Raw genomic sequence first — 24,149 nt, 5'->3', positions numbered from 1 at the left:
AAATAAATAGACTGATAGCCTTCGGATGTCAAAAAACTAGACAGAACTGTCCAATTATTTGACATAGATATTAAAAGAATGATTGGTTATTTACTTGATTATCAGTAATTTACTAGTTTGGCATACGATTTGAATAGTCAAATATGTAAAAAGAATAGAAGACAAAACATTAGTATAGATGAAAACAATATTACGAAACTTTGTGAACGTACTGCGCCGCTTCAAGATGGCGTCTTTTCTGAATGTGGTGGGGCTGACTGTCGCCTTGACTGCTTTTCTGGTGATTATGATGCAGGTTCAATATGAACGGACTTTCGACCGGTGTTATCCGACCGCGTCCCGTATTTGCCGGGTAGATATGAATCACGGCGAAGGAGATATTTATGCATCAGTGATTCCCCAGGCGTTAGCGAATGCTGCTTTTACTTCGTCTCCGCATATTGAAGCCTATACATTGCTGAATTCTTTTAGTAGTAAAACCTATGTGAATGTAGGAGAGGGAAATGATGAAAGAGGTTTTAAAGAACTATTTATCCCTTGCTATCCGGATTTTCCCAAAGTATTCGAACCGACTTTGGTGGAAGGAATGGCAACTTGCCTGGAAGATCCGGAAAAGGTAATGATATCTGAAAGTATGGCTAAACGGATGTTTGGCAAGGAATCGGCTATAGGCAAAAGTATTCGTTCGAAAGATAGAATGTTTTATATAGATGAAATGAACTTTACCGTCGGAGCTGTCTATAAAGATTTTCCGGAAAACTCGCAGATGGAAAACGGGATTTATGCCCGAATGAATAAACACTTTGAAGATGATTGGCTTTCTCAGAACTTTATGGGATATTTATTGCTCGATTCACCTGAGTCTCGCCAAGTAGTAGAGGATAACTTCAATAGTACATTCGATTTTGCTAAATATAATGTCAATAAAGAAACCCGCTTGCAACTGATACCTATCACTGACATTTATTATATGCCTGGTCAGTTGGATGATTTTATTAAGACCGGAAATGTCGATACGATGCGGTTATTGGTATTGATCGCTTTACTGGTCATCGTCATTGCCGGGATCAATTTTACGAATTTCAGTACTTCGCTGGCTCCGATGCGGATAAAAAGTATCAATACCCAGAAGGTATTGGGCAGTTCGACAGCAAGTTTGCGGGCAAGTTTGGTAGCCGAAGCGGTATCTATTTGTGTATTTGCCTGCCTGTTGGCCTTTTTATTGACCTGGATATTGAACAGGACGGAAGTTTTATCATTCGTCGAAGCGGATACGAATTTACTGCATTATATACCGCTGTTATTTATGGTGTTGGGTATTTCTGTATTATTGGGGTTGGTAGCCGGTCTGTATCCGGCATGGTATATGACCTCTTTCCAACCGGCACTGGTATTGAAGGGTAGTTTCGGCCTGTCTGCTTCAGGACGGAAGTTGCGTACGGCCTTGATCGGTTTCCAGTATGTTGTTTCCATCGGTTTGATTATCGGTTCTTCTTTTATACAGATCCAGAATAACTATATGCGTTCTTACAAGTTGGGATTCGATAAAGACCAGGTAGCGATGGTGACATTGAGTCAGGATATAGTCACGAAGTCCGGCGATCTATTGGTAAACCGGCTCAAAGAGTATGCCGGTATCGAGGATGTAGGATTTGCCAATACCATAGTAGGAGCTTCGGATGTCTATTCTGCCAATTATTTCCGTTGCAATAATAAAGAATTTAATAGCGAAGTGATCGATGTTTCATGGAACTTTCTGAATGTGATGGGTATTCCCGTCACCAGCGGACGTGATTTTAGCCGTTCGGATGCACAAAGTGATTCTACTTATGCTTGTATCTTTACCAAGCGGATGCTGGATGTTGTTCCTGATATGGAACCGGGATATCCATTGGAAAAGAGCTGGATGGGTACAGGTAGTATCGCCGGCTTCATCGACAATATAAAGGTTTCTTCTCTGCGTTCGTCTAACAAACCGTTGATGTTCAGGGTTAGTGAAAGATTCAGTGGTTTGACTATTTCTTATATCCGTCTGAAAGTCGGAACAAACGTGGAAGAAGCGGTAGCCCATATCCACCGGGTGATTACCGATATTGATCCGGCTTATCCTTTCGAAGTCGAGTTTTACGATACGGTATTCAATAATCTCTATCATAAAGAACAATATCTGAAAAAGATGATCACCTTGTTCAGCCTGTTGGCTATCGTTCTGTCGATCGTGGGCGTATTCGGTTTGGTAGTCTTTGAGACACAATACAGACGGAAAGAGATCGGCGTTCGGAAAGTGTTCGGTGCGACGGTACAGGAGATATTGAATATGTTCAATAAAATCTACCTGAAGGTTGTCAGTATATGTTTTGTCATAGCAGCCCCGTTTGCTTATTACGGAGTACATAAATGGCTGGAAAACTTTTCCGACAAGACACCGGTCTTTTGGTGGGTGTTTGTTTTGGCTTTTGCCGTTGTGGCAGCGATCACGATGCTGACGGTTACTTTCCAGAACTGGAAGGCAGCGAATGAGAATCCAGTGAATAGTGTTAAAAGTGAATAACTAATTTAGTATCGATATTATGAGTAATATTTTAAATTTCAAATCATTCTTTAAGTTCCTGGGACGCAACAAGGGGTATACTGCCATCGACCTATTCGGCTTGTCTGTCTCGCTGATGTTTGTGATTTTGATCGCAACCTATGTGGTCGGTGAGTTGTCGACCGACCGTTACCATGAGCATGCCGACCGTATCTACGTTTTGACGGATGGTCAAACGAGCGGTGCGGCTTATCCGTTGGGTACTCGTCTGGAGGAACATTATCCGGAGATTGAAAAAGTCTGTCATACAATGACCCGTGTCTTTGAAAATACTCCGATCCGGAACGGGGAGAATAATGTAACGGCAAATATGATGCTTGCCGATGCGACTTTTTTCGAATTTTTCAATTTCCCGTTGGTACAGGGAAGTAAAGAGCAGGCATTGGCGGCAAAGAACTATGCCGTGATCTCCGAATCTTTTGCGAATAAGTTTTTTGGAAATGAAGACCCGATGGGGAAAACGATCCGTATCAATGATAAACTGTCGCTGATGGTGAATGGTGTGATGAAGGATATCCGGAACTCCGTTATCCCGGATCAGGATATCCTGTTCAGGATCGAAAATATCAATACCTTAATTCCTGAAGGTTGGATTGCTAACTACAACAGTTATGGAATGACCAATGTCTTTGTGATGGAACAGGAAGGTGCAGATATTACTTCCCGGTCGAAGGATATCATGGATTGGTTCAATGCCTTTGTACCGGCATATATGAATGGATCTGTAAAGGGACTTAGCTTCATTCCGCTGACAGAGTTATATTTTTGGGAACAGACCAATCCGTATGGATTTTATGCGATAGAAAGAGGCAACTGGCAGTTTGTGATGATCCTCTTGTCGGTAGGTTTGCTTATTTTGTTGTTTGCCGTCATTAATTACATCAACCTGACAGTGGCACAGACCGGTTTCAGGGCAAAAGAAATGGCCACCCGCCGTTTGCTGGGTTCCTCGAGGAAAGAATTGTTTTCCCGCTTGATCATAGAATCGACATTGTTGACAACTATTTCTTTCTTAGTCGGTTTGTTGCTTGCTTTCTTCTTTGCTCCTTTTGTGAGTGATCTGTTACAGAAGAAAGTAGATCTGGTTGAAATGATCACTCCGTTGAATGGTATGATTGTGATACTGCTGATCGCCCTGATCGGATTTATAGCCGGTTTGTTACCGGCAATCGTTATCTCGAATGCAAAACCGATCGAAGTGGTGCGGGGTACGTTCCGTAAACAGACGAAGATGGTATTCAGCAAGTTCTTTATTGTTTTTCAGAATACGATCACGATTTGTCTGATTGCAGCTTCTGTTACCATGTTTTTGCAGGTAAAGCATCTGATCAATGCTCCGTTAGGATATAATTCAGTCAATATTATCGATATAAAAGGAGATGAATTGCCGGAGAATCAATCCTGTAATACTCTGGTGAGTGAGTTGAAACAGTTGGGTAGCGTCAACCGGGTAGGATTAGGACAAGGTACTCCTTTCAATATGGGAATGAATTATAATGCCCGTTACGATGATAAGACGATTCCTTTCCAGATCATTCGTTGTAATAAAGAATATAGTGATATTTTGGGATTTGAATACCTGCGTGATAACCATGTAGCCGATCCGGATAAATATTTTCTTGCCGAAAGTTCGGTAAAAGCTCTGGGATTGAAGGAAGACGCTACGGATTTTGATTTCAGCGCCTGGGGAAAACATCCTGTTGCCGGTATTGTAAAGGATTTCCAGTTACGTAATATAATACAAAAGAACTCTCCGGTCGTTCTGATTCTCACCGAAAGTAAAGAGGAACTCGATCGTCCTCATAATATCATCGTAGAAGTGAATGGTGATCCGTTTACTGCCCGCCGGGAAGTGGCTGCCACTTATAAAAAATTGACCGGTTTGGACTTTACTGGTAAGTTCATGGATGAACAGATCGAAGAATCGTTTACGGTTCAGAAAAGAACTTTGACAATCGTTATGACCTTTGCCGGTATCGCGATCCTGATCTCGTTGTTGGGGTTGCTGGCCATGTCGACTTACTTTATCCAGCAGCGTTCGTCTGAAATAGCAGTGCGCAAGGTATTCGGTTCGACCAATGCACAAGTACTGATCCGGTTGGTGAAAGCCTTCCTGACCTATGTGGGGATTGCTTTTATCATCGCTATACCGTTGATCTGGCATTTTATGAACGGATGGCTGACCGATTATTCCTATCGGATCGAGCTTTCCCCCTGGATTTATGTTGTTGCCGGAATGTTCTGTCTGATTGTCTCGTTTGTAACTGTGTTTATACAGAGTTATCAGGCGGCAACAGCCAATCCGGTAGAAAATATAAAAGATAATTAGGCTTTTGCCTGATTATCTTTTAACCGAAACAACCGAAACCTTTTATATATTATATAGAGCTAATGAATTAGTAGTAACATATAGAGTAACACCACAATGAACAATGTATTGAATTTTAAGTCCTTCTTTAATTTCCTGGGACGAAACAAAGGGTATACGGCGATCGACCTGTTCGGTCTGTCCGTCTCGCTGATGTTTGTGATCCTGATTGCAACCTACGTGGTCGGCGAGTTGTCGACCGACCGCGGAAATGAAAATGCAGCCCGTATTTATGCTGTAAGTGATGGCGAGGATATCGGATCAGCTTACCAGATCGGATACCGTTTGGAAGAACGTTATCCGGAGATAGAGAAAGTTTGTCATGTTTTGTGCCGGATATTTGACAATACCTTGATTCAACGTGGAAATGAAACGCTGACAGCCAATCTGATGCTGGCCGATACGACATTCTTCGACTTTTTCAATGTTCCGTTGATACAGGGGAACCGGGTACAGGCATTGGCCGCCAAAAACTATGCGGTGATCTCCGAGTCTTTTGCCAATAAGTTCTTTGGTAAAGAAGACCCGATGGGTAAAACGATCCGTATCAATGATGAGTTGACACTGGTGGTCAATGGAGTGATGGAAAATATTCGTCATTCGGTCATTCCCGATCAGGATATTCTGTTCCAGGTCGAGAATATCAAAGCGGTAGGACAGAATATGTTTGACGATTATAATAGTGCCGGTGTTGTGAACGTCTTTGTGATGGAGCGTAAAGGTACTGATATTGCTTCCAAATCAGAAGAGGTAAGAGACTGGTTCAATACTTTTTTCTGGATATATGAAAGAGGCTTTTCTACAGAAGTTGTATTTATCCCGCTGAATAAGTTGTATTTCTGGGAACCGGAGGGATCATTCGGAGCTGTTACAATAGAAAAGGGAGACTGGAAGTTTGTGGTCATTCTGCTTTCGGTCGGCTTGCTGATCCTGCTGTTTGCCGTTATCAATTATATCAACCTGACGGTGGCACAGACGGGATTCCGGGCAAAAGAGATGGCTACCCGCCGCTTGCTGGGCTCTTCGCGAAAGGAGCTATTTACCCGCCTGATCATGGAGTCGACCTTGCTGACGGCTATTTCTTTTGTAGTCGGTTTATTCCTTGCTTTTTTCTTTGCTTCTTATGCCGGCGACCTGTTGCAGAAAAAGATAGAGATCACCGAGATGATCACGCCGGTGAATGGTATTATCGTCATTTGTCTGATCGTCCTGGTCGGATTTATTGCCGGGTTGCTGCCTGCCATCGTGATATCGAACGCGAAGCCGATCGAAGTGGTACGGGGTACGTTCCGTAAACAGACGAAAATGGTGTTTAGCAAGTTCTTTATCATTTTCCAGAATCTGATAACAATCTGCCTGGTGGCTGCCTCGCTTACTATGTTTTTGCAGATCAGGTATCTGATAAATGCTCCGTTAGGATATAATACGGTAAATGTGCTCGATATCTATGCACGAGAGTTGCCTGATCAGAAAAGCAGCTATACCCTGGCAAACGAACTGGAACAACTGGCGTGTGTCAGCCGGGTCGGACTGGCGGAAGGAACTCCTTTCACTATGGGTATGAACTTCAGTGGCCGTTACGACAATAAGAGTATCAGCTCACAAGAGTTTCGGGGCGATCAGACCTATTTCGATATTCTGGGCTTTAAGATACTGCGTGACAATCATGTCGCCGGATCGGTCAAATACTATCTCTCTGAAGAGTTTATGAAAGCTCTGGAACTGCCGGAAGATGCTGCCTCGTTCAAGCACAGGGCTGCGTTCGATACGCCATTGGCCGGTATCGTTCAGGATTTCCAGATGAATAATATCCTGATGCAAAAACTTCCGGGACTTGTGATACTTTGTTCGAACCGGGAAGATATGAATCCGCGCAATATCATTGTAGAGGTGAAAGGGGATCCGTTTGCTGCCCGTAAAGAGATAGATATTGTTTACGAGAAATATACGGGAATGGAATTTATGGGAATGTTCATTAACGAGCAGGTAGAGCGGTCGTTTGCCGCCCAGCAAAGGACCTTGAAGATCGTATCGATCTTTGCCATGATTGCAATCCTGATCTCTTTACTGGGATTGCTGGCGATGTCAACCTATTTTATCCAACAGCGTTCTTCCGAGATAGCAGTACGTAAAGTCTTCGGTTCTACAAATGCGCAGGTACTTGTCCGGCTGGTAAAAGCGTTCCTTACCTATGTGGCAATCGCCTTTATCATCGCCATACCGGTAATCTGGTATTTTATGAATGGGTGGCTTTCGGATTATTCGTATCGAATCGAGCTGTCTCCCTGGATTTATGCGGCAGCGGGTGTATTCTGTCTGTTCATCTCGTTCTTTACCGTATTGGTACAGAGCTACCAGGCGGCTACTTCCAATCCGGTGAATAATATAAAAGATAATTAAGTTAGCCATATATAAACAACACAAAGAAATGAAAACAATTATTCGAAATTTTATCAGTGTATTGCGCCGTTTTAAGATGGCAACTATTCTTAACATCCTTGGATTATCTGTGGCTTTTGCCGCTTTTATGGTGATAATGATGCAAGTGGACTATGATAAGAACTTCGATACGTTCCATAAGAATGCGGATAATATCTACCGAGTGGAGCTTCAGTGGGATAAGGAGTCGACACAGGCTGTCCTGTCACGTCCGATGGCTAATGTTTTTATGAATTTCTCTCCGCATATTGTGGCAGGGGCGGTTACCTCTCCGTTTTATAATGAAACATTTTATTCGGTCGATAAAGGAGTAGAAAAAAGTACCTATATGGAACCGACCATGATTGTTGATCCTTCTTTTACGGATGTCTTTGACTTCGATATATTGGATGGTTCGGTAGATGCTCTGAAAGAACCGGGTAAGGTGCTGGTTCCGGAAAGTTTGGCGCGTAAAATATTCGGAGAAGAGTCGGCTGTTGGTAAACAGATTACAGCAAAGGAGAGTAAAGGACTGTTGGTCGGTTTTTTCACTACACCGGAAGGAAATTACACGATAGGTGGCATTTATAAGGATCTTCCCCTTAATAGTATTATCCGAAATGCTATTTTTTTGAAGATGGATGAGAAAGCAGATTTGCATAATTGGGGAAATTCAAGCTATAACTTTTATGTCCGTCTTGACCATCCTGAGTCAGCAAAGGATCTGGTGAGTGATTTTTTAGTCTATTATAAAAAGAATGAACTGGGAAAGAATATGTCGTGGTATTCAGGTGAGCCTAATTTTCGCTTGACTCGTTTACCGGATGTACATTATGCAATGGATGTAACTTTCGATATGACTCCCAAGTCTAGTCGGCAAACGGTATTGGTTCTTATCGCTATTTCATTGGTCATACTGATTATTGCAGGTATAAATTTTACCAATTTCAGTACGGCACTGACGCCGATGCGTGTGAAAAGTATTAATACACAAAAGGTGTTGGGCAGTTCCGATGGCGTATTGCGCTTCTCGCTATTGATGGAGGCTGTTTGTATCAGTACGGTGGCTTATTTACTGGCTTTGTGGATGGTCCATATGGCTGGCAACAGTACGATAGCGAAGTTGGTAGATGCGGATATGTCTTTGTTTGCCCATCCGTTGTTACTTTCCGCAACGGCTTTGATCGCATTGCTGACCGGATTACTAGCAGGTTTGTATCCTTCCTATTATATGACTTCTTTTTCTCCGGCATTGGTTTTGAAAGGGAGTTTCGGTCTGTCTCCAGCAGGACGAAGATTGCGTAATGTGCTTATATGCATACAGTTTATAGTTTCTTTTACTTTGATTATCGGTTCGATGTTTATGTCTTTGCAGAATCGCTTTATGCAAAATAGTCCGTTAGGGTATGATAAGGATCAAATAATTGTGACGAACCTGACTGCACCTGTATTGAAGAGTTCGGACGCTTTCAGGAGTAGCCTGAAGACTTTTTCAGGTATAGAGGATGTCACTTATGGTGAGTTCATGCTATCGAGCCAGGATCAATATATGGAGTGGGGGCGTGAATTGAAAGGCGAGAATATACAGTTCCAGTGCATGCCGATAGATCCGTCGTTTCTTAAGGTCATGAATATTCCTGTGACTGAGGGCCGGGATTTCCGGGAGGAAGATGCTTTGACAGCCGAAGGGGCTTTCATATTTAATGAACGGGCGAGAAATCTATACGATATAAGTTTGGGGGATAAGATCGATGGAGCCAACATAGTCGGCTTTATTCCGGATATAAAATTTGCGTCCTTCCGTACAGAAGTTACTCCTATGGCTTTCTATGTGCGTGGTAAGGGGTATGGCGGTGGAGCGGATTATGCTTATATAAAGGTAAAGGGTGATTCGAACCTGCAAGCAGCAATGGCTCATGTGAAAAGTGTACTAAATGAGATACATCCGGATTATCCGTTTAACGTTAAGTTCTTCGATCAGGTATTAAATACTTTGTATGAGAAGGAAGAGAACCTGAGTTCGCTGATAACCCTATTCAGTTTGATTGCCGTGTTCATTTCGATGGTCGGAGTATTCGGACTGGTGGTATTCGATAGCCAATACCGCAAAAAAGAAATCGGCATACGAAAAATAATGGGCTCGACTACTTCCGAGATCCTGATCATGTTTAATAAGACTTACATATATATATTATGTATCTGTTTTGCCTTGGCGGCTCCGGTTGCCTACTATGCTATCCATAAATGGCTGGAAAACTTTGCCCTCAAAACACCGGTTTATTGGTGGGTATTTATGCTTGCTTTCTTATTGGTTTTCTGCCTCACCATTCTGACGGTGACTTTCCAGAACTGGCGGGTAGCCAATGAAAATCCGGTGTACAGCATAAAAGATAATTAGGCATATTCATGGTTTGTTTTGTCTAATTATTATACATCAGTGTCCAAATATTAGACATATACGGCAAGGCGTTATATTTATAACGCCTTGTTTATTATTGGTTTATCTCTTTTGGCACAGTATTTGAATTATATTGGCCAGAAAGAAATGAACTAATAGATATGAAGACAATTATTAGAAACTTGTTAAGCGTATTGCGCCGGTTTAAAATGGCGACGCTGTTGAATGTATTGGGACTGAGCATTGCTTTTGCAGCCTTTATGGTAATCATGATGCAGGTCGATTATGACAGGAATTTCGATAAATTCCATAAAGAGGCCAACCGGATTTACCGGCTGGAAATGAAGTGGGGCGATGATGATGGCTTACAAGCTGTTCTCTCCAGGCCGTTGGCGGATGCGTTTTTCAATTTCTCACCGCATATTGTTGCCGGTGCGCTGACTTATCCGATGTACAGCCAAACGGTTTTTCTGGCCGATGTGGGCACAGGAGAGCGGGTCAGCTATATGGAGCCGAATTTGCCGGTCTATTCTTCATTTGCCGATGTGTTTACTTTCGATATGTTGGATGGTTCGGCAAAGGCTCTGGAAGATCCCGAGAAGATACTGATTCCGGCCAGCATGGCACAGAAGATATTCGGTACGGAGTTTGCTGTCGGACGTCACATGAAAGCGGCAGATACACAAGGACGCTTTTCGGGAATGTTTACCATTGCCGAGATCGATTATACGGTAGGAGGGGTTTACCGCGATTTTCCCGTGAACGGTATCCTTCAGAATGCTGTCTATCTGAAAATAGATGATAAAGAAGGATTGCATGAGTGGGGAAACTCCAGTTATAATGCCTATCTGCTTCTGGACAGTCCTGCATCGGCTGAAAACCTGGTCAGCGAGTTTCTGGATTATTACAAGAAAAACGATCTGGAGAAAAATATGTGGGGAAACAAAACTGTGAATTTCCAGTTGACCCCATTGCCGGAACTGCATTACGTAACGGATGTAGCCTTCGATATGGCTCCCAAAACGAGCCGGCAGACGCTGTTAGTGCTTATGGCTATCGCCTTTGTGATTATACTTATTGCAGGAATAAACTTCACCAATTTCAGTACGGCACTTACGCCGATGCGTATCAAAAGCATCAATACACAGAAAGTATTGGGAAGCTCCGATGGTACCTTGCGTTTCTCCCTATTGATGGAAGCGGTCGGTATCAGTTTCATCGCATTTATATTGGCACTGGTGGCTGTTTATCTGGCTGCTGATACTCCACTCAAGGCATTGGTCGGAGCTGATCTCTCGTTGACGGCTCATCCGGTATTGATTAGCGTAACCGGCGTGCTTGCCATCTTGCTTGGTTTGTTGGCAGGACTTTATCCGGCTTACTATATTACCTCTTTCTCGCCAGCCCTGGTGTTGAAGGGTAGTTTCGGACTTTCTCCTAAAGGACGGTTGCTGCGGAATGTATTGATCAGCGTACAGTTCATCGCTTCGTTTGCTTTGATCATCGGGGCCATGTTTATGTATATGCAAAACAACTACATGCGGACAAGTTCCCTGGGATATGACAAAGATGAAATTATCGTAACCGACCTGACTGCTAAAGTTATGAAAAATAAGGATTCTTTCAAGAATCGTCTGAAGTCTTTCTCCGGTATCGAGGATGTGACTGCAGCAGGATTTCAGTTGTCGGGACAGGACCAGTATTCGACCTGGGGACGTGAGTTGAATGGTAAATATATCCAGTATCAATGTCTGCCGGTCGATCCCTCTTTCTTGCAGGTATTAGGTATTCCGGTCAGTGAAGGACGTGACTTCCGGCCCGAAGATGCTTTGACGGCAGAGGGTGTCTACGTTTTCAACGAATCAGCCCGGAAAGCCTACGATATTCAGTTGGGTGATAAAATCTACGGAGCGGAAATAGTTGGTTTCTGCCCGGATATTAAAGCGGCCTCTTTCCGGATGGAGATTACGCCGATGGCCTTTTATGTACCCGGAACCAGCCGTAACGAACAATCCACCTTTGGCTACATCCGTGTGGGGGCCGGAACGGACAAGCTGGCTGCTATGGAGCATGTAAAAAAGGTGTTGAGTGAAATCCAATCGGATTATCCTTTTAATGTCCGCTTCTTTGATGATGTACTGAATAATTTGTATGAGAAGGAGACAAACCTGGGTGCATTGATTACCCTGTTCAGCCTGATCGCTGTCTTTATCTCGATGGTCGGGGTTTTCGGTCTGGTCGTGTTCGACAGCCAGTATCGCCGGAAGGAAATAGGTGTCCGTAAGGTGTTGGGTTCGACTACTTCTCAAATCCTGATCATGTTCAATAAAACATACATACGGATTCTGGCAGTTTGTTTTGTGCTGGCAGCTCCGGCGGCCTATTATGCCGTCAATAAATGGCTGGAAAACTTTGCTTATAAAACTCCGGTTTACTGGTGGGTATTCGCCTTGTCTTTCGCTCTGATTTTCTTTATCACGATCCTGACAGTGACTTTTCAGAACTGGCGGACAGCCAATGAAAATCCGGTATATAGCATAAAAGATAATTAGACAGATTCATGGTTTGTTTTGTCTAATAATTATACACCTGTGTCTAAATATTGGACACCTCCGGCAAGGCGTTGCGCAAGCAATGCCTTGTTTTTTACATATTTATGTCTTTGGCACATTATTTGAGTGGAATTAACTAAAATGATATAACGGATAGCACAGCATAAGAGGATATATCATTCAGATTATAACGTTAATTCGATACGATTATGAAAACAATTATCAGGAATTTGTTGGGAGTAGCTCGTCGGTTTAAGGTGGCAACTCTATTAAATGTATTGGGGCTTAGTGTTGCCTTTGCAGCTTTTATAATTTTAATGATCCAGCTGCAATATGACTGGGGATTCGACAGGTATCAGAAAAATGCGGAACGAATCTTCAGGGTAGGACTTTATACTCCGGATTGGGGAAATCAGGTAGTTGTATCTCCTCCTTTTGCCAATGCTTTTATTCAATCGTCTCCCCATATAGAGAAAGGAGCATTACTTAATTCTTGGGGAGCTCGACTGGCTTTAAAGGCTGAAACAGGAAATAATGACGATGCTGGCTTTTGGTGTACAGTGAACGGTATGACTCCGGAATATGCCGCTATTTTTGATTTCCAAATGCTGGAGGGTAATGCTGAGAGTGTAGAGAATCCGGGTACTGTTCTGATTTCAAAGAGTCAGGCCCAAAAGTTTTTTGGAGAAGATCAGGCTGTCGGTAAACTGTTGATGACCGATAATTCATCATTTACAGTCGGTGGCGTATATAAAGATTTTCCAGCAAATTCTGTGATACAGAATGCAGTGTATAAAGGAATCAATGGGAAAGTAGATCAGGATAACTGGAATGCTAATGGTTATCAGTTGTATGTTTTATTGGATGATCCTAACCAAAAAGATCAGATAATAGCTAATTTCAAAAAACATTTAAACAGGCAAGAGTATGATTGGGAAATGCGTGATGTAAGGCTTACCCAATTAACAGATATTTATTATGAAGCGGATTCTCAGTTCGATTCATTGAAAGATAAAGGTAATCGTACATTGGTCTTGATTCTGTTCACTGTGGCTCTATTGATAGTGTTTATTGCCGGGATCAATTTTACAAACTTCAGCAATGCATTAGTTCCAATACGTGTCCGTAGTATTAATACGCAGAAAATACTGGGAGGTTCCGATAGGATATTACGTTGTGCCATGCTGGTAGAGGCAGTAATGATTTGTTTGGTTTCTTTTGTTATTTCGCTGTTTATTGTCAGAGGAATGGCGAATACCTGGCTTGCAGATATGATAAGTGGAGACATGTCGCTGGCTTCCAATATTCCTTTGTTGGCATTGACGGGGATATTGGCCATAACAGTGGGAGTTTTAGCGGGGGTATATCCTGCCTGGCGTATCACTTCTTTTTCTCCGGCATTGGTGTTGAAAGGTTCATACGGGTTGACTCCTGCCGGAAGAAAATTAAGAAGTCTTCTTATTTCTTTCCAGTTTGTCATCTCTTTTGTATTGATCATAGCTGCCTTGTTTATTTATCTGCAGAATCATTATATGGTTTCTTCTTCTTTGGGCTTTAATAAAGATCAGGTTGCTATTGTTGAGTTAAGCGGGAAGTTGATAAAAAATACAGGAACATTGGAAAGCCAGTTAAAGAATGAGTCGTCTATACAAGAGGTGGCTTTTGCCGAAGATTTATTGTCAGGAGGTGATCAATATTCTACTTTTGGACGGGGCTACAGAAATAATATTCTAACGTTTAAATTATTCACAGTTGATCCTAATTTCCTTCAGGTAATGAATATTCCGGTTATATCCGGTCGTGCTTTTTATCAGGAAGATACAGCATCGGCAGGAGGAGCTTATATCTTTAATGAAACAGCCAGGTTACAGTATGACCTGGTGGCAGGTGAATATATTACAGGAAATGCTTATGTTGAAGTACCTCCTGCCGTGATCGCCGGTTTTATAGATGATGTAAAGTATGCTTCTTTCCGTACCACTGTCGAACCGATGGCATTTTATGTACCGGCTGAAAAAGATTTTCATCCGAGATATGCCTATATAAAGATAAAAGCCGGAGCCAATATCCGCGAAGCCATTGCCTCTATTGGAAAAGCGTTTACTTCGGTAGACAAGGATTTTCCGGTCGAGGTATCGTTTTATGATACGATCCTGAATAATCTTTATAAACGTGAGTTGAGTATAGGCTGGCTGATTTCTTTGTTCAGTCTGGTAGCTGTTTTTATTTCGATAGTAGGGGTTTTGGGCTTAGTGATCTTCGAAAGTGAGTATAAGAGAAAAGAAATAGGTCTCCGAAAAGTACATGGTGCAACTACCTCACAGATATTGATCATGTTCAATAAAGTATATGCGCGTATTTTGGTAATTTGTTTTATCCTGTCGATACCTGTTGCTTATTTTGCAATGAACCGGTGGCTGTCATATTTTGCCTATAAGATACCTTTGTATTGGTGGGTGTATGCAATTGCCTTTATTTTTGTTTCAGTTATCACGATCCTGATTGTTTCGTTCCAAAATTGGAGTACAGCCAGCGAAAATCCGGTAGAAAGTATAAAAACAGAATGAGAATCATGCAACCTCTGTAAAATTATTACGTTTTTTATAATAAAGTTGTTTGTGGGAACAACCTTAAATCGAAATAATAATTAATCGATATGAAAACTCTTTTTAGAAACTTTATCAGTGTGCTTCGCCGTTTTAAAATGGCGACACTGCTGAATGTGTTGGGATTAAGCATCGCTTTTACCGCTTTTATGGTGATCATGATGCAGGTAAATTACGACAATTATTTCGACTCCTGCCAGCCGGAAGCCAATTCGATTTATCGGATGGATATGGATTTTCAAGGTAGCATGAGTGCTGTTATCAGCCGTCCTTTTGCAAGAGGATTTACAGAATCATCCCCGCATGTAAAAGCCGGAATGATTATGTCTTCCTGGAATTCCGAGTTGTTTTATAGCGTGGACCAAGGCGGCGAAAGGCAGAATTTCAAGGACCCCGTTGTAAACACGACAGCCGGGATTACCCGTGTATTCCATTTTGATATGGTAGAAGGGAATGAGACAGCACTCGATCAACCGGAAACAGCTATAATCCCTGAAAGTATGGCGCGCCGCCTGTTCGGAAATGAATCGGCTATAGGTAAACGCTTGATGGGCGCGGAGTCCGAAAATACATTGGCTACGATCAGCGGTGTCTTTAAAGACTTCCCCCGTAACTCGTCTGTCAGGAATATTATTTACCGGAGAATGTCCGATAAAGAAAATTACAATGAGTACGGCAACCAGAATTATTTCTTTTTCTTCCGTCTGGATGATCCTTCCAACATAGAAGTTGTCAAAGAAAACTTCAAAAAGAATTTCGATGCCTCCCAGCAATTCGGAAAAGATTTCAAGTGGGAGAAAGACGGCATCGAGCTGATGATGACACCGCTGCCTAAGTTACATTTCCTGACGAATGTCTCTTTCGATTCCATGCCGAAAGCCAGCCGGCAGACGATGCATGTACTGTTTGCGATCGCTTTTGTCATCTTATTGATAGCCGGTATTAACTTTACTAATTTCAGTACCGCTCTGACCCCGATGCGTATCAAGAGTATCAATACGCAGAAAGTGTTGGGTAGTCCCGATAGCGTGCTCCGGACGAGTTTGTTGGGAGAAGCTGTCATTGTGAGTATCGTGGCTTATCTTATTTCGCTGGGTTTGTTATTTATTGCCGGGCAGACTTTTGTCGCATCTTTGGTAGATGCTGACATGTCTTTTTCGGCACAGTCGGGTATCATTATGACTACAGCTGCTTTAGCTGTGGCGGTAGGTGTATTAGCGGGTATTTATCCGGCTTGTTATATCACTTCTTTTCCTCCGGCGTTGGTGTTGAAAGGCAGTTTTGGTTTGTCTCCGAAAGGGCGGGTACTTCGAAGTGCACTGATAAGTATCCAGTTTGTCGCTTCATTTATCCTGATCATCAGTTCTCTGTTCATGTATTTACAGAACCGGTATATGCAAAATACCCCCTTGGGATATGATAAAGACGAACTGATCGTGGTTGAATTGAACGGTAAAGTCAATAAAAACCAGGAAGTCCTGACCAGCGAGGTGAAGTCATTCTCGGGAATAGAAGATATTACTTATGCGGAACAGGTTCTGTCCAGCCGTGACTTTTATATGGGATGGGGACGTATATACAAAGACCAGGATATCAATTTCCAGTGTATCCCTGTTTCTCCCTCTTTCCTGCGTGTCATGGGAATCGAGATAACAGACGGTCGTGATTTCCGCCCCGAAGATGATTTGAAAGAAAACGGGAGCTATATTTTTAATGAGAAAGCCCGGGAGATGTATAATCTGGAACTGGGAGAGAAGATCGATGGCGATGAGATCGTCGGTTTTATTTCGAACGTCAAATTCGCTTCTTTCCGAAATGAAGTGTCGCCGATGACCTTTTATGTATGGGGTAAATACAGATGGGGACAGGAAGTCGACAGTAAATATTATTCTGCCGCTTACGTAAAAGTGAAAGCGGGCAGCGACCTGCGGGCTGCCATGGAACATGTGCGAGCCTGTTTAACAAAGATAGATCCGATTTATCCTTTCAAAACTACATTCTATGACGAGATCCTGCAGCAGACATACGAAAGGGAATTGAAGATCAGCAACCTGATCACCCTGTTCAGCGTTATTGCAATCTTTATCTCCATTGTCGGTGTATTCGGCCTGGTTGTATTCGAGAGCGAGTACCGCCGGAAAGAGGTGGCTGTCCGTAAAGTGTTGGGATCGTCTACCTCCCAGATACTGGTCATGTTCAACAGAAGCTACCTGATCATCCTTACCGCTTGTTTTGTGCTGGCTACTCCGGTCGCTTTTTATGGAATGTACCGTTGGTTGGAAAACTTCGCTTACCGTACACCAATGTATTGGTGGGTATTCCTGCTGGCTTTTGTTATTATCTCTGTTATTACTTTCGTTACGGTCACTTTCCAGAACTGGCATGTAGCCAACTCTAATCCGGTTGAGAGCATAAAGTCTGAATAACACTGCTTCTTTTATTTGTTTCAATGTCTAATAATTATACATAAGTGTCTAATTATTAGACATTGTTGTTTTGCCTTGTTTGCATAAATAGTTGAAATATAGCTAAATAACTTTTTGGCATATATTTTGAATGATAAAAGGTAAATACAAATAATATGAAAACAATATTAAGAAACTTTCTGAGCGTATTGCGGCGTTTCAAGATGGCGACCCTTTTGAATGTGGCTGGGTTGGCTGTGGCTTTTGCTGCCTTTATAGTTATTCTGATACAGGTGAACTACGAGCGTAGTTTTGATCGTTGCCACCCGACTGCCGATCGGGTGTATCGCCTTGAATTAACACAGGCAGGTACTTTTGGATTGATCCTGCCACGTGCTTTTGTAGAGTCGGTTATCCAGTCATCACCCCATATCGAAGCAGGTAGCCTGATCTATCCCTACAATCCTGCTGTCTATTTTTCTGTTGTGAAGAACGGGCAGAAGATCGGTTACCGGGAGTTGGTACAAACTTGTCATCCGGATATAGCCAAAGTGTTCGATTTCCCGATCATTGAAGGGGACCGCGATTGCCTGAATGATCCGGAAAAAGTAATCCTGCCTGAGAGTGTAGCCCGCAAGATGTTCGGTGACCAGCCGGCTGTGGGAAAAGCACTTCATGCGGAAGAAAGTGTACAATCGAAAGATAACCGCGAGTATACGGTAGGAGCTGTTTATAAGGATTTTCCCGGTAATACCCAGATGCGTAACCTGATCTATACAGCTATCGGTGAAACCTATCAACGGGATAATTTCGGAGCTAGTAATTATGTTTGCTATCTGTTACTGGATAATCCTGAATCAGCACAGACCGTAGTGGATAATTTCAATGCCAACTTTGACTTCTCCAAGATAGATAAAGGGGAGGATACACGTATCAAACTGACTCCGTTGACAAGTATCTATTATATGAATGAGAGCCAGGACGGAACGATCTTCCGAAGTGGAAATAAGGAAGTGACCATGTTGCTGTTCTTCATCGCTTTATTGATTATCATTGTGGCTGCTATCAACTTTACGAACTTCAGTACATCTCTGACGCCGATGCGTATCAAGAGTATCAATACCCAGAAAGTATTGGGTAGCCCGGATGCTGTATTGCGACATGCCCTGCTGGCGGAAGCAGCTATCATCAGCATGATTTCCTGGCTGTTGAGTTTATTCATTGTCTGGATATTGGGACGTACGGAAGCCTTGCCTTTCGTGGATGCAAACCTGGCAATAGTAAGTAACCTGTCTGTTATATTACTGACCGGAGTTGTAGCCTTGTTTACCGGGATCGTTGCCGGATTATATCCGTCATGGTATGTGACCTCTTTCCCGCCGGCGTTGGTACTGAAAGGCAGTTTCGGACTTTCTCCTTCCGGGCGCAAGCTGCGTACGATCCTGATAAGCATTCAGTTTATCGTTTCCATCCTGTTGATCATCGGCGCCAGCTTTGTCCGCCTTCAGAACAATTATATGCGCGGATATTCTTTGGGGTTCGATAAGGATCAGATCGCTATTGTCCGTTTGAGCGGGGAGATCTATAATAAGTCGCACGATACGTATGTGAATCGTCTGAAAGAATATTCGGGTATCGAAGATGTGGCTTTTGCCATGGAAAAAGTAGGTTCGAAGGATGGTTACAGCACCAATGGCGGTTATGTAAAGGAAAAAGAGTTCCAGTTCTTCATGATCCCTGTATCAGAGAATTTCCTGCGTGTCATGGGTATTCCGGTCGAGGAAGGGCGCGATTTTTCGCCTGCAGACAAACTGTCGGAAGATTTTGTGTATATCTTTAACCATGCGGCTAAGATGGAAATGAATATGGAAGCCGGTGATCAGGTAACATCGTGGAAAACAGGTCGTATTGTAGGTCTGACCGGTGATGTGAAGTTTACTTCACTCCGTAGCGGAGAGAATAATATTGCTTTTGTGACAGGTAATATACCTTTTCCTATGACTGTTTCCTATATCCGCCTGAAAGCCGGAACAGATATACACGGTACCGTTTCCCATATCCGTAATACGATGGCAGATATAGACCCGTCTTATCCGTATGATATCGAGTTTTATGATGAGATATTTAACCAACTGTATCATAAGGAAGAGAACTTGCGTAGCCTGATTACGGTGTTCAGTATACTGGCTATTATTATATCGCTTGTAGGTGTCTTTGGGTTGGTTGTATTTGAAACCCAATACCGCCGGAAAGAGATCGGAGTCCGTAAAGTTCACGGTGCGACGAATATGGAGATATTGGAGATGCTGAACCGTTCGTATGTTTATATTGTCCTGATCTGTTTTGCACTGGCTGCCCCGGTAGGATATTATGGCATTAAAAAGTGGTTGGAAAGCTTTGCCTATAAAACACCGATGTATTGGTGGGTATACATGGTTGCACTGCTGATCGTTTTGGTAATTACAGTCGGAACCGTCACTTTCCAGAGCTGGCGCGCTTCCAATGCTAATCCGGTAGATAGCCTGAAATCAGAATGATACAGGTTGTAAAGTACGCATATAAAAACAAAAAAGGATATCTGTTACAGATATCCTTTTTCTATTGATGTATTAACAATAATATGTCAGTCAATTAATTTCTTGGAAGTGCTTCTTTCACAACCATAGCACGTCCTTCGTATTCTGCACCGTTCAATTCGTTGATCGCTTTCATAGCTTCCGAGCTTTCAGGCATTTCAACAAAAGCAAAACCTTTTGATCTTCTTGTGTCGCGGTCTACAATAAGTTTTACAGAATCAACTGTTCCAAACTCTTCCATTACATCTCTCAAATCTGATTCCTTAACATTGTAGCTAAGGTTACCAATATACATGTTCATAAATATAAAAATAAAAAAATTAATAATTTAACAATAAAACTTTAGGAAGGTCTTTATCAGAGATGGAAATGCCCGGTGTTTGAGAACCGGAAAGATACATGTTAGAGTAAGATCGAAATAAATCTCTTATTGTTTCTGATGCAAAGTAACGGAAACAATTTGGATAAAACACTATACTTCTTGATTATTCTTTGATAATACATTATTATTATGAAATAAAGCCATAAATTGGGAAAGAGGCGGTTGGATGTTTATGGCGGACAGTTCCGTTTTGTACATCTTTATGAAAGAATAGTTCCCTCACGCTTTTCTTTTCATTTATAATATATAGAGGGTAAGCTGCCGGATATTTGTAATATTGCAGTGTGAAATATTAAACAAAAGCGGAATGAATAACCTTGAACAATCCAGGCATAGAATGCCTTTTCTAAGTACTTTGATATTATTACTCTCTGTCTTGACAATAAGTGCACAGACTACTTCCTTGCACCCAGTCGCTTCCAACGATTGCGGTATGGACGGCAAACAGCCGTTTTTGGTAAAAGGCGATAATTATACGATGCCCGACGAAATAGGCGGAAGCGCCACGGCACGGACATGCAATTTCGGAGGAACCGTTATTTATGCTTTCGACCGGATGGATATCCAGGCTGACTACCAGTTGGAGGTCGTTTATCTCTCTGACAGTGAGCGTCAGCAACGGATCGTTGCCGATGGAAACGAAGTACAGGCTCCTGTTCTGCTGGAAAAAGGAAAAGAACAACGTTACCGCATCGACCTGCCGAAGAAAGCATTTGCTTACGGGCAGCTGGTGTTGGTTTTCGAAGTATTGAAAGGCCCGAATGCACTGGTGTCCGAACTGAATCTGTATTCTTCCAACCCGAAGAAACCGATTCCGTTCGAGGGCGACCAGAAACAGGCATTGATACATACGCAGAGTTACCGGGTCGATACGACAGTGAATGCAGAAGAGCATTTGCCGGTTTATACGGCTGTACCTTACAGTGTTCCGGGCGTATATGATCCGGTTCTTTCGTTGAACGGGACCTGGCAGTTCAATCCTTCACCGAAAGCCGGTTTTCAGAACCGGGAGGCTGAAGCAGGGGAATGGTATCCGGTCGTTGTACCGGGGCAGTGGTCGATGCAGGGCTTCAAGGTCGATTCGGCCGGATTCGGAGGATACATGACTACATTTACCTTACCTGCCGACTGGAAAGGAAAACAGGTGAAGTTGCGTTTCGACGGTGTCTCCAGCGAATGTACCGTCTGGCTGAACGGACAAGAAATAGGAAGCCATATGGGAGGTATGACTGCGTTTGAACTGGATGCTACGCCGGCATTACGAGCAGGCATGAACCGGTTGGCACTGAAAGTTCGTAGCGAATCGCTTGCCGATATGCTGGGCAGCCTGACGCAGTATGCCGCTCACCAACTTGGCGGTATCACTCGTAAAGTGACGCTTTTTACCGTCCCGGATGTACATATATCTGATATACGTATTGTAACGGACCTGGATGAAAAATATAAGGATGCCGACTTAAAAGTCTACCTGGCAGTAACGAACTTCGGGAAAGAAACTGAAGAGAATATCGCTGCCCGTCTCTCCATTGCCGGACTGCCGGTTGTGCTGGACCAGCAGATTCCTTCATTGGCTCCGGGCGAGACATGGAACGGTTGGCTGACAGGAAAAGTACGTGATCCGCAGAAATGGGACAATGAGCATCCTCATTTATATACGATGAAGATTGAATTGGGTACTGGTGACCGTACGACTGAACAGATCGAGAAACGCTTCGGTTTCCGGGAGGTACAGATCGTTGGCAACCGTCTGCTGGTAAACGGAACACCGGTGAAACTGAGAGGTGTCTGCCGTCATGAAGCGCACCCGCTTACGGGGCGTGTCATGACTCCCGAGCTGGAACGGAAAGATGTGGAATTATACCGTGCGGCAAACTGTAACTTTATCCGTACTTCACATTATCCTCCCTGTGAAGAATTGCTTCAGCTCTGTGATGAACTGGGTATGTTCGTCGAGGTAGAAGCACCTGTTTGCTGGATCGGCCATCATGCCAACGAGAATTGGAAAACACTCGATTATCAGGATAGCAAATATTATCCGTATGTCCTGCAGGCAAATATGGAAACCATTCATTTTTACCGGAATCATCCTTCTGTGATCTTTTGGTCGATGGCAAATGAATCTTACTGGAACAAGGAGTTTGCCCAGGTGGAAGTCTATGTGAAAAAGGCAGACCCTACACGTCCGCATACGTTCCACGACCAGGCATACGGTGGCTTCAATAATCAGGGAAGTACGGCACCGATAGCGAATATCCATTATCCGGGGCCGGACGGATATAAAGTCGCGGCCAAAAGTGACCGCCCGATGGTATATGGTGAGTATTGCCACCTGAATGTATATAACCGGAGCGAACTGGTAACAGACCCGGGTGTGCGCAGTGACTGGGCACTGGCTTTGTCTCCGACATGGGATAATATGTATAAGACGGACGGTGTGCTGGGTGGTTCCATTTGGTCGGGTATCGACGATATTTTCCAGATGCCGAACGGAGATGCGGTCGGTTACGGACCGTGGGGACCGATCGACGGATGGCGTCGTCCGAAACCGGAATATTGGGATATGAAGAAGATATACAGTCCTGTACGGGTACATACCGCACAATTGTCTCCGGCTAAGGAACTGACCATCGCATTGGAAAACAGATATACATATACGGATTTCAGCGAGTTGCAGATCCGTTGGAAATACGGGGAGGAGCAGGGTATATCTTTTGCTTCGATCCGACCGGGAGAGAATGGACAGATACGTATCCCGATCGAAAATCCGGATAAAGCGAACGAACTTTATCTTTCATTCACCGATCCGCGTGGCTTTGTTGCCGATGAATATATCATTCCGGTCGGCAAACAGGTCCAGAACGAATTGCCGGAACTGCAATCATCAGCTACTCAACTGAAGAAGAGCAATGACGTTTACCGTATTACGGGTAAGAACTTCTCCTGCGAGGTGAGCCGTACGACCGGACAAATCCTGTCCCTGAAGCAGGGAAAACAGGAGATACTGAACGGAGGTCCATGGCTGATGGCATTGCCTTTGAATGGCGGAGGTTGCTTCCCGAATCATAATGCAAACACGCCTTTGTTTAATGATATCTGTACCGAATGGAAACCGACGGAGATAGATGCTGTCAAAGAAGGAGAGAACGTTGTTGTTACCGTTAAAGGAAGCTATAAGGAGTTTGAGGGAAGTTATAAGCTGACTGTCAATGCCGGAGGAAAACTTTCCGTCAGCTATTCTTTCGATGCGCTGGCAGACGTGAATCCCCGTCAGTGGGGACTGGTCTTCGAGGCTCCCGCTGCATTCGATAAAACATTTTGGCGGCGTGACGGTTTGTGGAGCGTTTATCCCGACGACCATATCAGCCGTCCGGTAGGAGAGGCAGAGTTGTTCTATTCCGGTCTGCCCGCCCGTCTGGATCCCCGTGTGGAACCGAGCTGGTCCTGGAGCCTGGATTATAATGAGTTGGGAAGTAACGATTTCCGTTCAACCCGCCGAAACATTTGGTATGCCGGTCTGACAGACCATTCAGGAAATAAGGTAACAGCTGTTTCCAACGGAAAACAACACTGGCGTTCATGGCTGGAAAAAGACCGTATCCGTTTCCTGGTTGCCGATTTCGTCACGGCAGGAAATGAAATGTTCCTGGGCAGTTATTATGCTCCGTTCCGGAAACCGTTAAAGAAGGGAGATACGATTGGCGGAACAGTTATGTTGTATGTAAAATAAATTCAATTATAGAAAGGGAGTCTTTTTCTATTTATATACATGCAAAATAGAAAAAGACCCCATACTAATTCAATTTAACCAAGGTACAAAATTAAAGGATACAAAATGCAGAAGATAAGGAAGAAAT

General features: G+C 43.3%; 10 protein-coding genes. 9 read left to right on the top strand and 1 reads right to left on the bottom strand.

Features of this window, described 5'->3' with window-relative positions; genetic code table 11:
- The first annotated feature begins 178 nt into the window (after positions 1-178).
- From DXD68_RS03590 to DXD68_RS03555, 8 genes are all read left to right on the top strand, one after another.
- The gene (locus DXD68_RS03590) at positions 179-2,551 is read left to right on the top strand and encodes an ABC transporter permease (RefSeq protein ID WP_122360319.1); all 2,373 of its coding nucleotides are present in this window, start codon (positions 179-181) and stop codon (positions 2,549-2,551) included.
- A 19-nt stretch (positions 2,552-2,570) separates the two neighbouring features.
- Positions 2,571-4,919 (top strand): ABC transporter permease, encoded by a 2,349-nt coding sequence (locus DXD68_RS03585; RefSeq protein WP_122360318.1) that lies wholly within the window; start codon positions 2,571-2,573, stop codon positions 4,917-4,919.
- Positions 4,920-5,015: 96 nt separating this feature from the next.
- A complete protein-coding gene (locus DXD68_RS03580) occupies positions 5,016-7,358 on the top strand; it encodes an ABC transporter permease (protein WP_122360317.1) in 2,343 nt (780 codons plus the stop codon).
- Between the two features lie 28 nt (positions 7,359-7,386).
- Complete coding sequence (locus DXD68_RS03575; protein ID WP_122360316.1) at positions 7,387-9,774, top strand: ABC transporter permease; 2,388 nt, start codon at positions 7,387-7,389, stop codon at positions 9,772-9,774.
- A 161-nt stretch (positions 9,775-9,935) separates the two neighbouring features.
- A complete protein-coding gene (locus tag DXD68_RS03570) occupies positions 9,936-12,326 on the top strand; it encodes an ABC transporter permease (protein WP_122360315.1) in 2,391 nt (796 codons plus the stop codon).
- A gap of 209 nt (positions 12,327-12,535) precedes the next feature.
- Entirely contained in the window at positions 12,536-14,893 is a 2,358-nt protein-coding gene (locus tag DXD68_RS03565; protein WP_122360314.1) for an ABC transporter permease, read from the top strand.
- An 89-nt stretch (positions 14,894-14,982) separates the two neighbouring features.
- Positions 14,983-17,358 carry an ABC transporter permease gene (locus DXD68_RS03560; RefSeq protein WP_122360313.1) on the top strand — a complete coding sequence of 792 codons (2,376 nt, stop codon included), beginning with the start codon at positions 14,983-14,985 and terminating at the stop codon, positions 17,356-17,358.
- Positions 17,359-17,513: 155 nt separating this feature from the next.
- Positions 17,514-19,874, top strand: coding sequence for an ABC transporter permease (locus DXD68_RS03555; protein ID WP_122360312.1), 2,361 nt, complete (start codon positions 17,514-17,516; stop codon positions 19,872-19,874).
- Positions 19,875-19,968: 94 nt separating this feature from the next.
- Here DXD68_RS03555 and DXD68_RS03550 read toward each other — a convergent pair whose 3' ends face one another.
- Positions 19,969-20,214 (bottom strand): RNA recognition motif domain-containing protein, encoded by a 246-nt coding sequence (locus DXD68_RS03550; protein WP_122360311.1) that lies wholly within the window; start codon positions 20,212-20,214, stop codon positions 19,969-19,971.
- A gap of 388 nt (positions 20,215-20,602) precedes the next feature.
- On the opposite strand from DXD68_RS03550, the gene DXD68_RS03545 reads away from it, so the two are divergent.
- A complete protein-coding gene (locus tag DXD68_RS03545) occupies positions 20,603-24,022 on the top strand; it encodes a glycoside hydrolase family 2 protein (protein WP_122360310.1) in 3,420 nt (1,139 codons plus the stop codon).
- Positions 24,023-24,149 lie beyond the last annotated feature (127 nt).

Origin of the sequence: Parabacteroides sp. TM07-1AC, assembly GCF_003480915.1 — a bacterium.
Lineage (GTDB): Bacteria > Bacteroidota > Bacteroidia > Bacteroidales > Tannerellaceae > Parabacteroides > Parabacteroides chongii.
The sequence above is the reverse complement of the archived record's forward strand: the minus strand, read 5'-3'. Positions and strand labels throughout refer to the sequence as shown.

Coding starts and splice junctions, on each gene's coding strand:
- DXD68_RS03590 (WP_122360319.1), top strand. CDS start 179: ATGAAAACAATATTACGAAACTTTGTGAACGTACTGCGCCGCTTCAAG.
- DXD68_RS03585 (WP_122360318.1), top strand. CDS start 2,571: ATGAGTAATATTTTAAATTTCAAATCATTCTTTAAGTTCCTGGGACGC.
- DXD68_RS03580 (WP_122360317.1), top strand. CDS start 5,016: ATGAACAATGTATTGAATTTTAAGTCCTTCTTTAATTTCCTGGGACGA.
- DXD68_RS03575 (WP_122360316.1), top strand. CDS start 7,387: ATGAAAACAATTATTCGAAATTTTATCAGTGTATTGCGCCGTTTTAAG.
- DXD68_RS03570 (WP_122360315.1), top strand. CDS start 9,936: ATGAAGACAATTATTAGAAACTTGTTAAGCGTATTGCGCCGGTTTAAA.
- DXD68_RS03565 (WP_122360314.1), top strand. CDS start 12,536: ATGAAAACAATTATCAGGAATTTGTTGGGAGTAGCTCGTCGGTTTAAG.
- DXD68_RS03560 (WP_122360313.1), top strand. CDS start 14,983: ATGAAAACTCTTTTTAGAAACTTTATCAGTGTGCTTCGCCGTTTTAAA.
- DXD68_RS03555 (WP_122360312.1), top strand. CDS start 17,514: ATGAAAACAATATTAAGAAACTTTCTGAGCGTATTGCGGCGTTTCAAG.
- DXD68_RS03550 (WP_122360311.1), bottom strand. CDS start 20,214: ATGAACATGTATATTGGTAACCTTAGCTACAATGTTAAGGAATCAGAT.
- DXD68_RS03545 (WP_122360310.1), top strand. CDS start 20,603: ATGAATAACCTTGAACAATCCAGGCATAGAATGCCTTTTCTAAGTACT.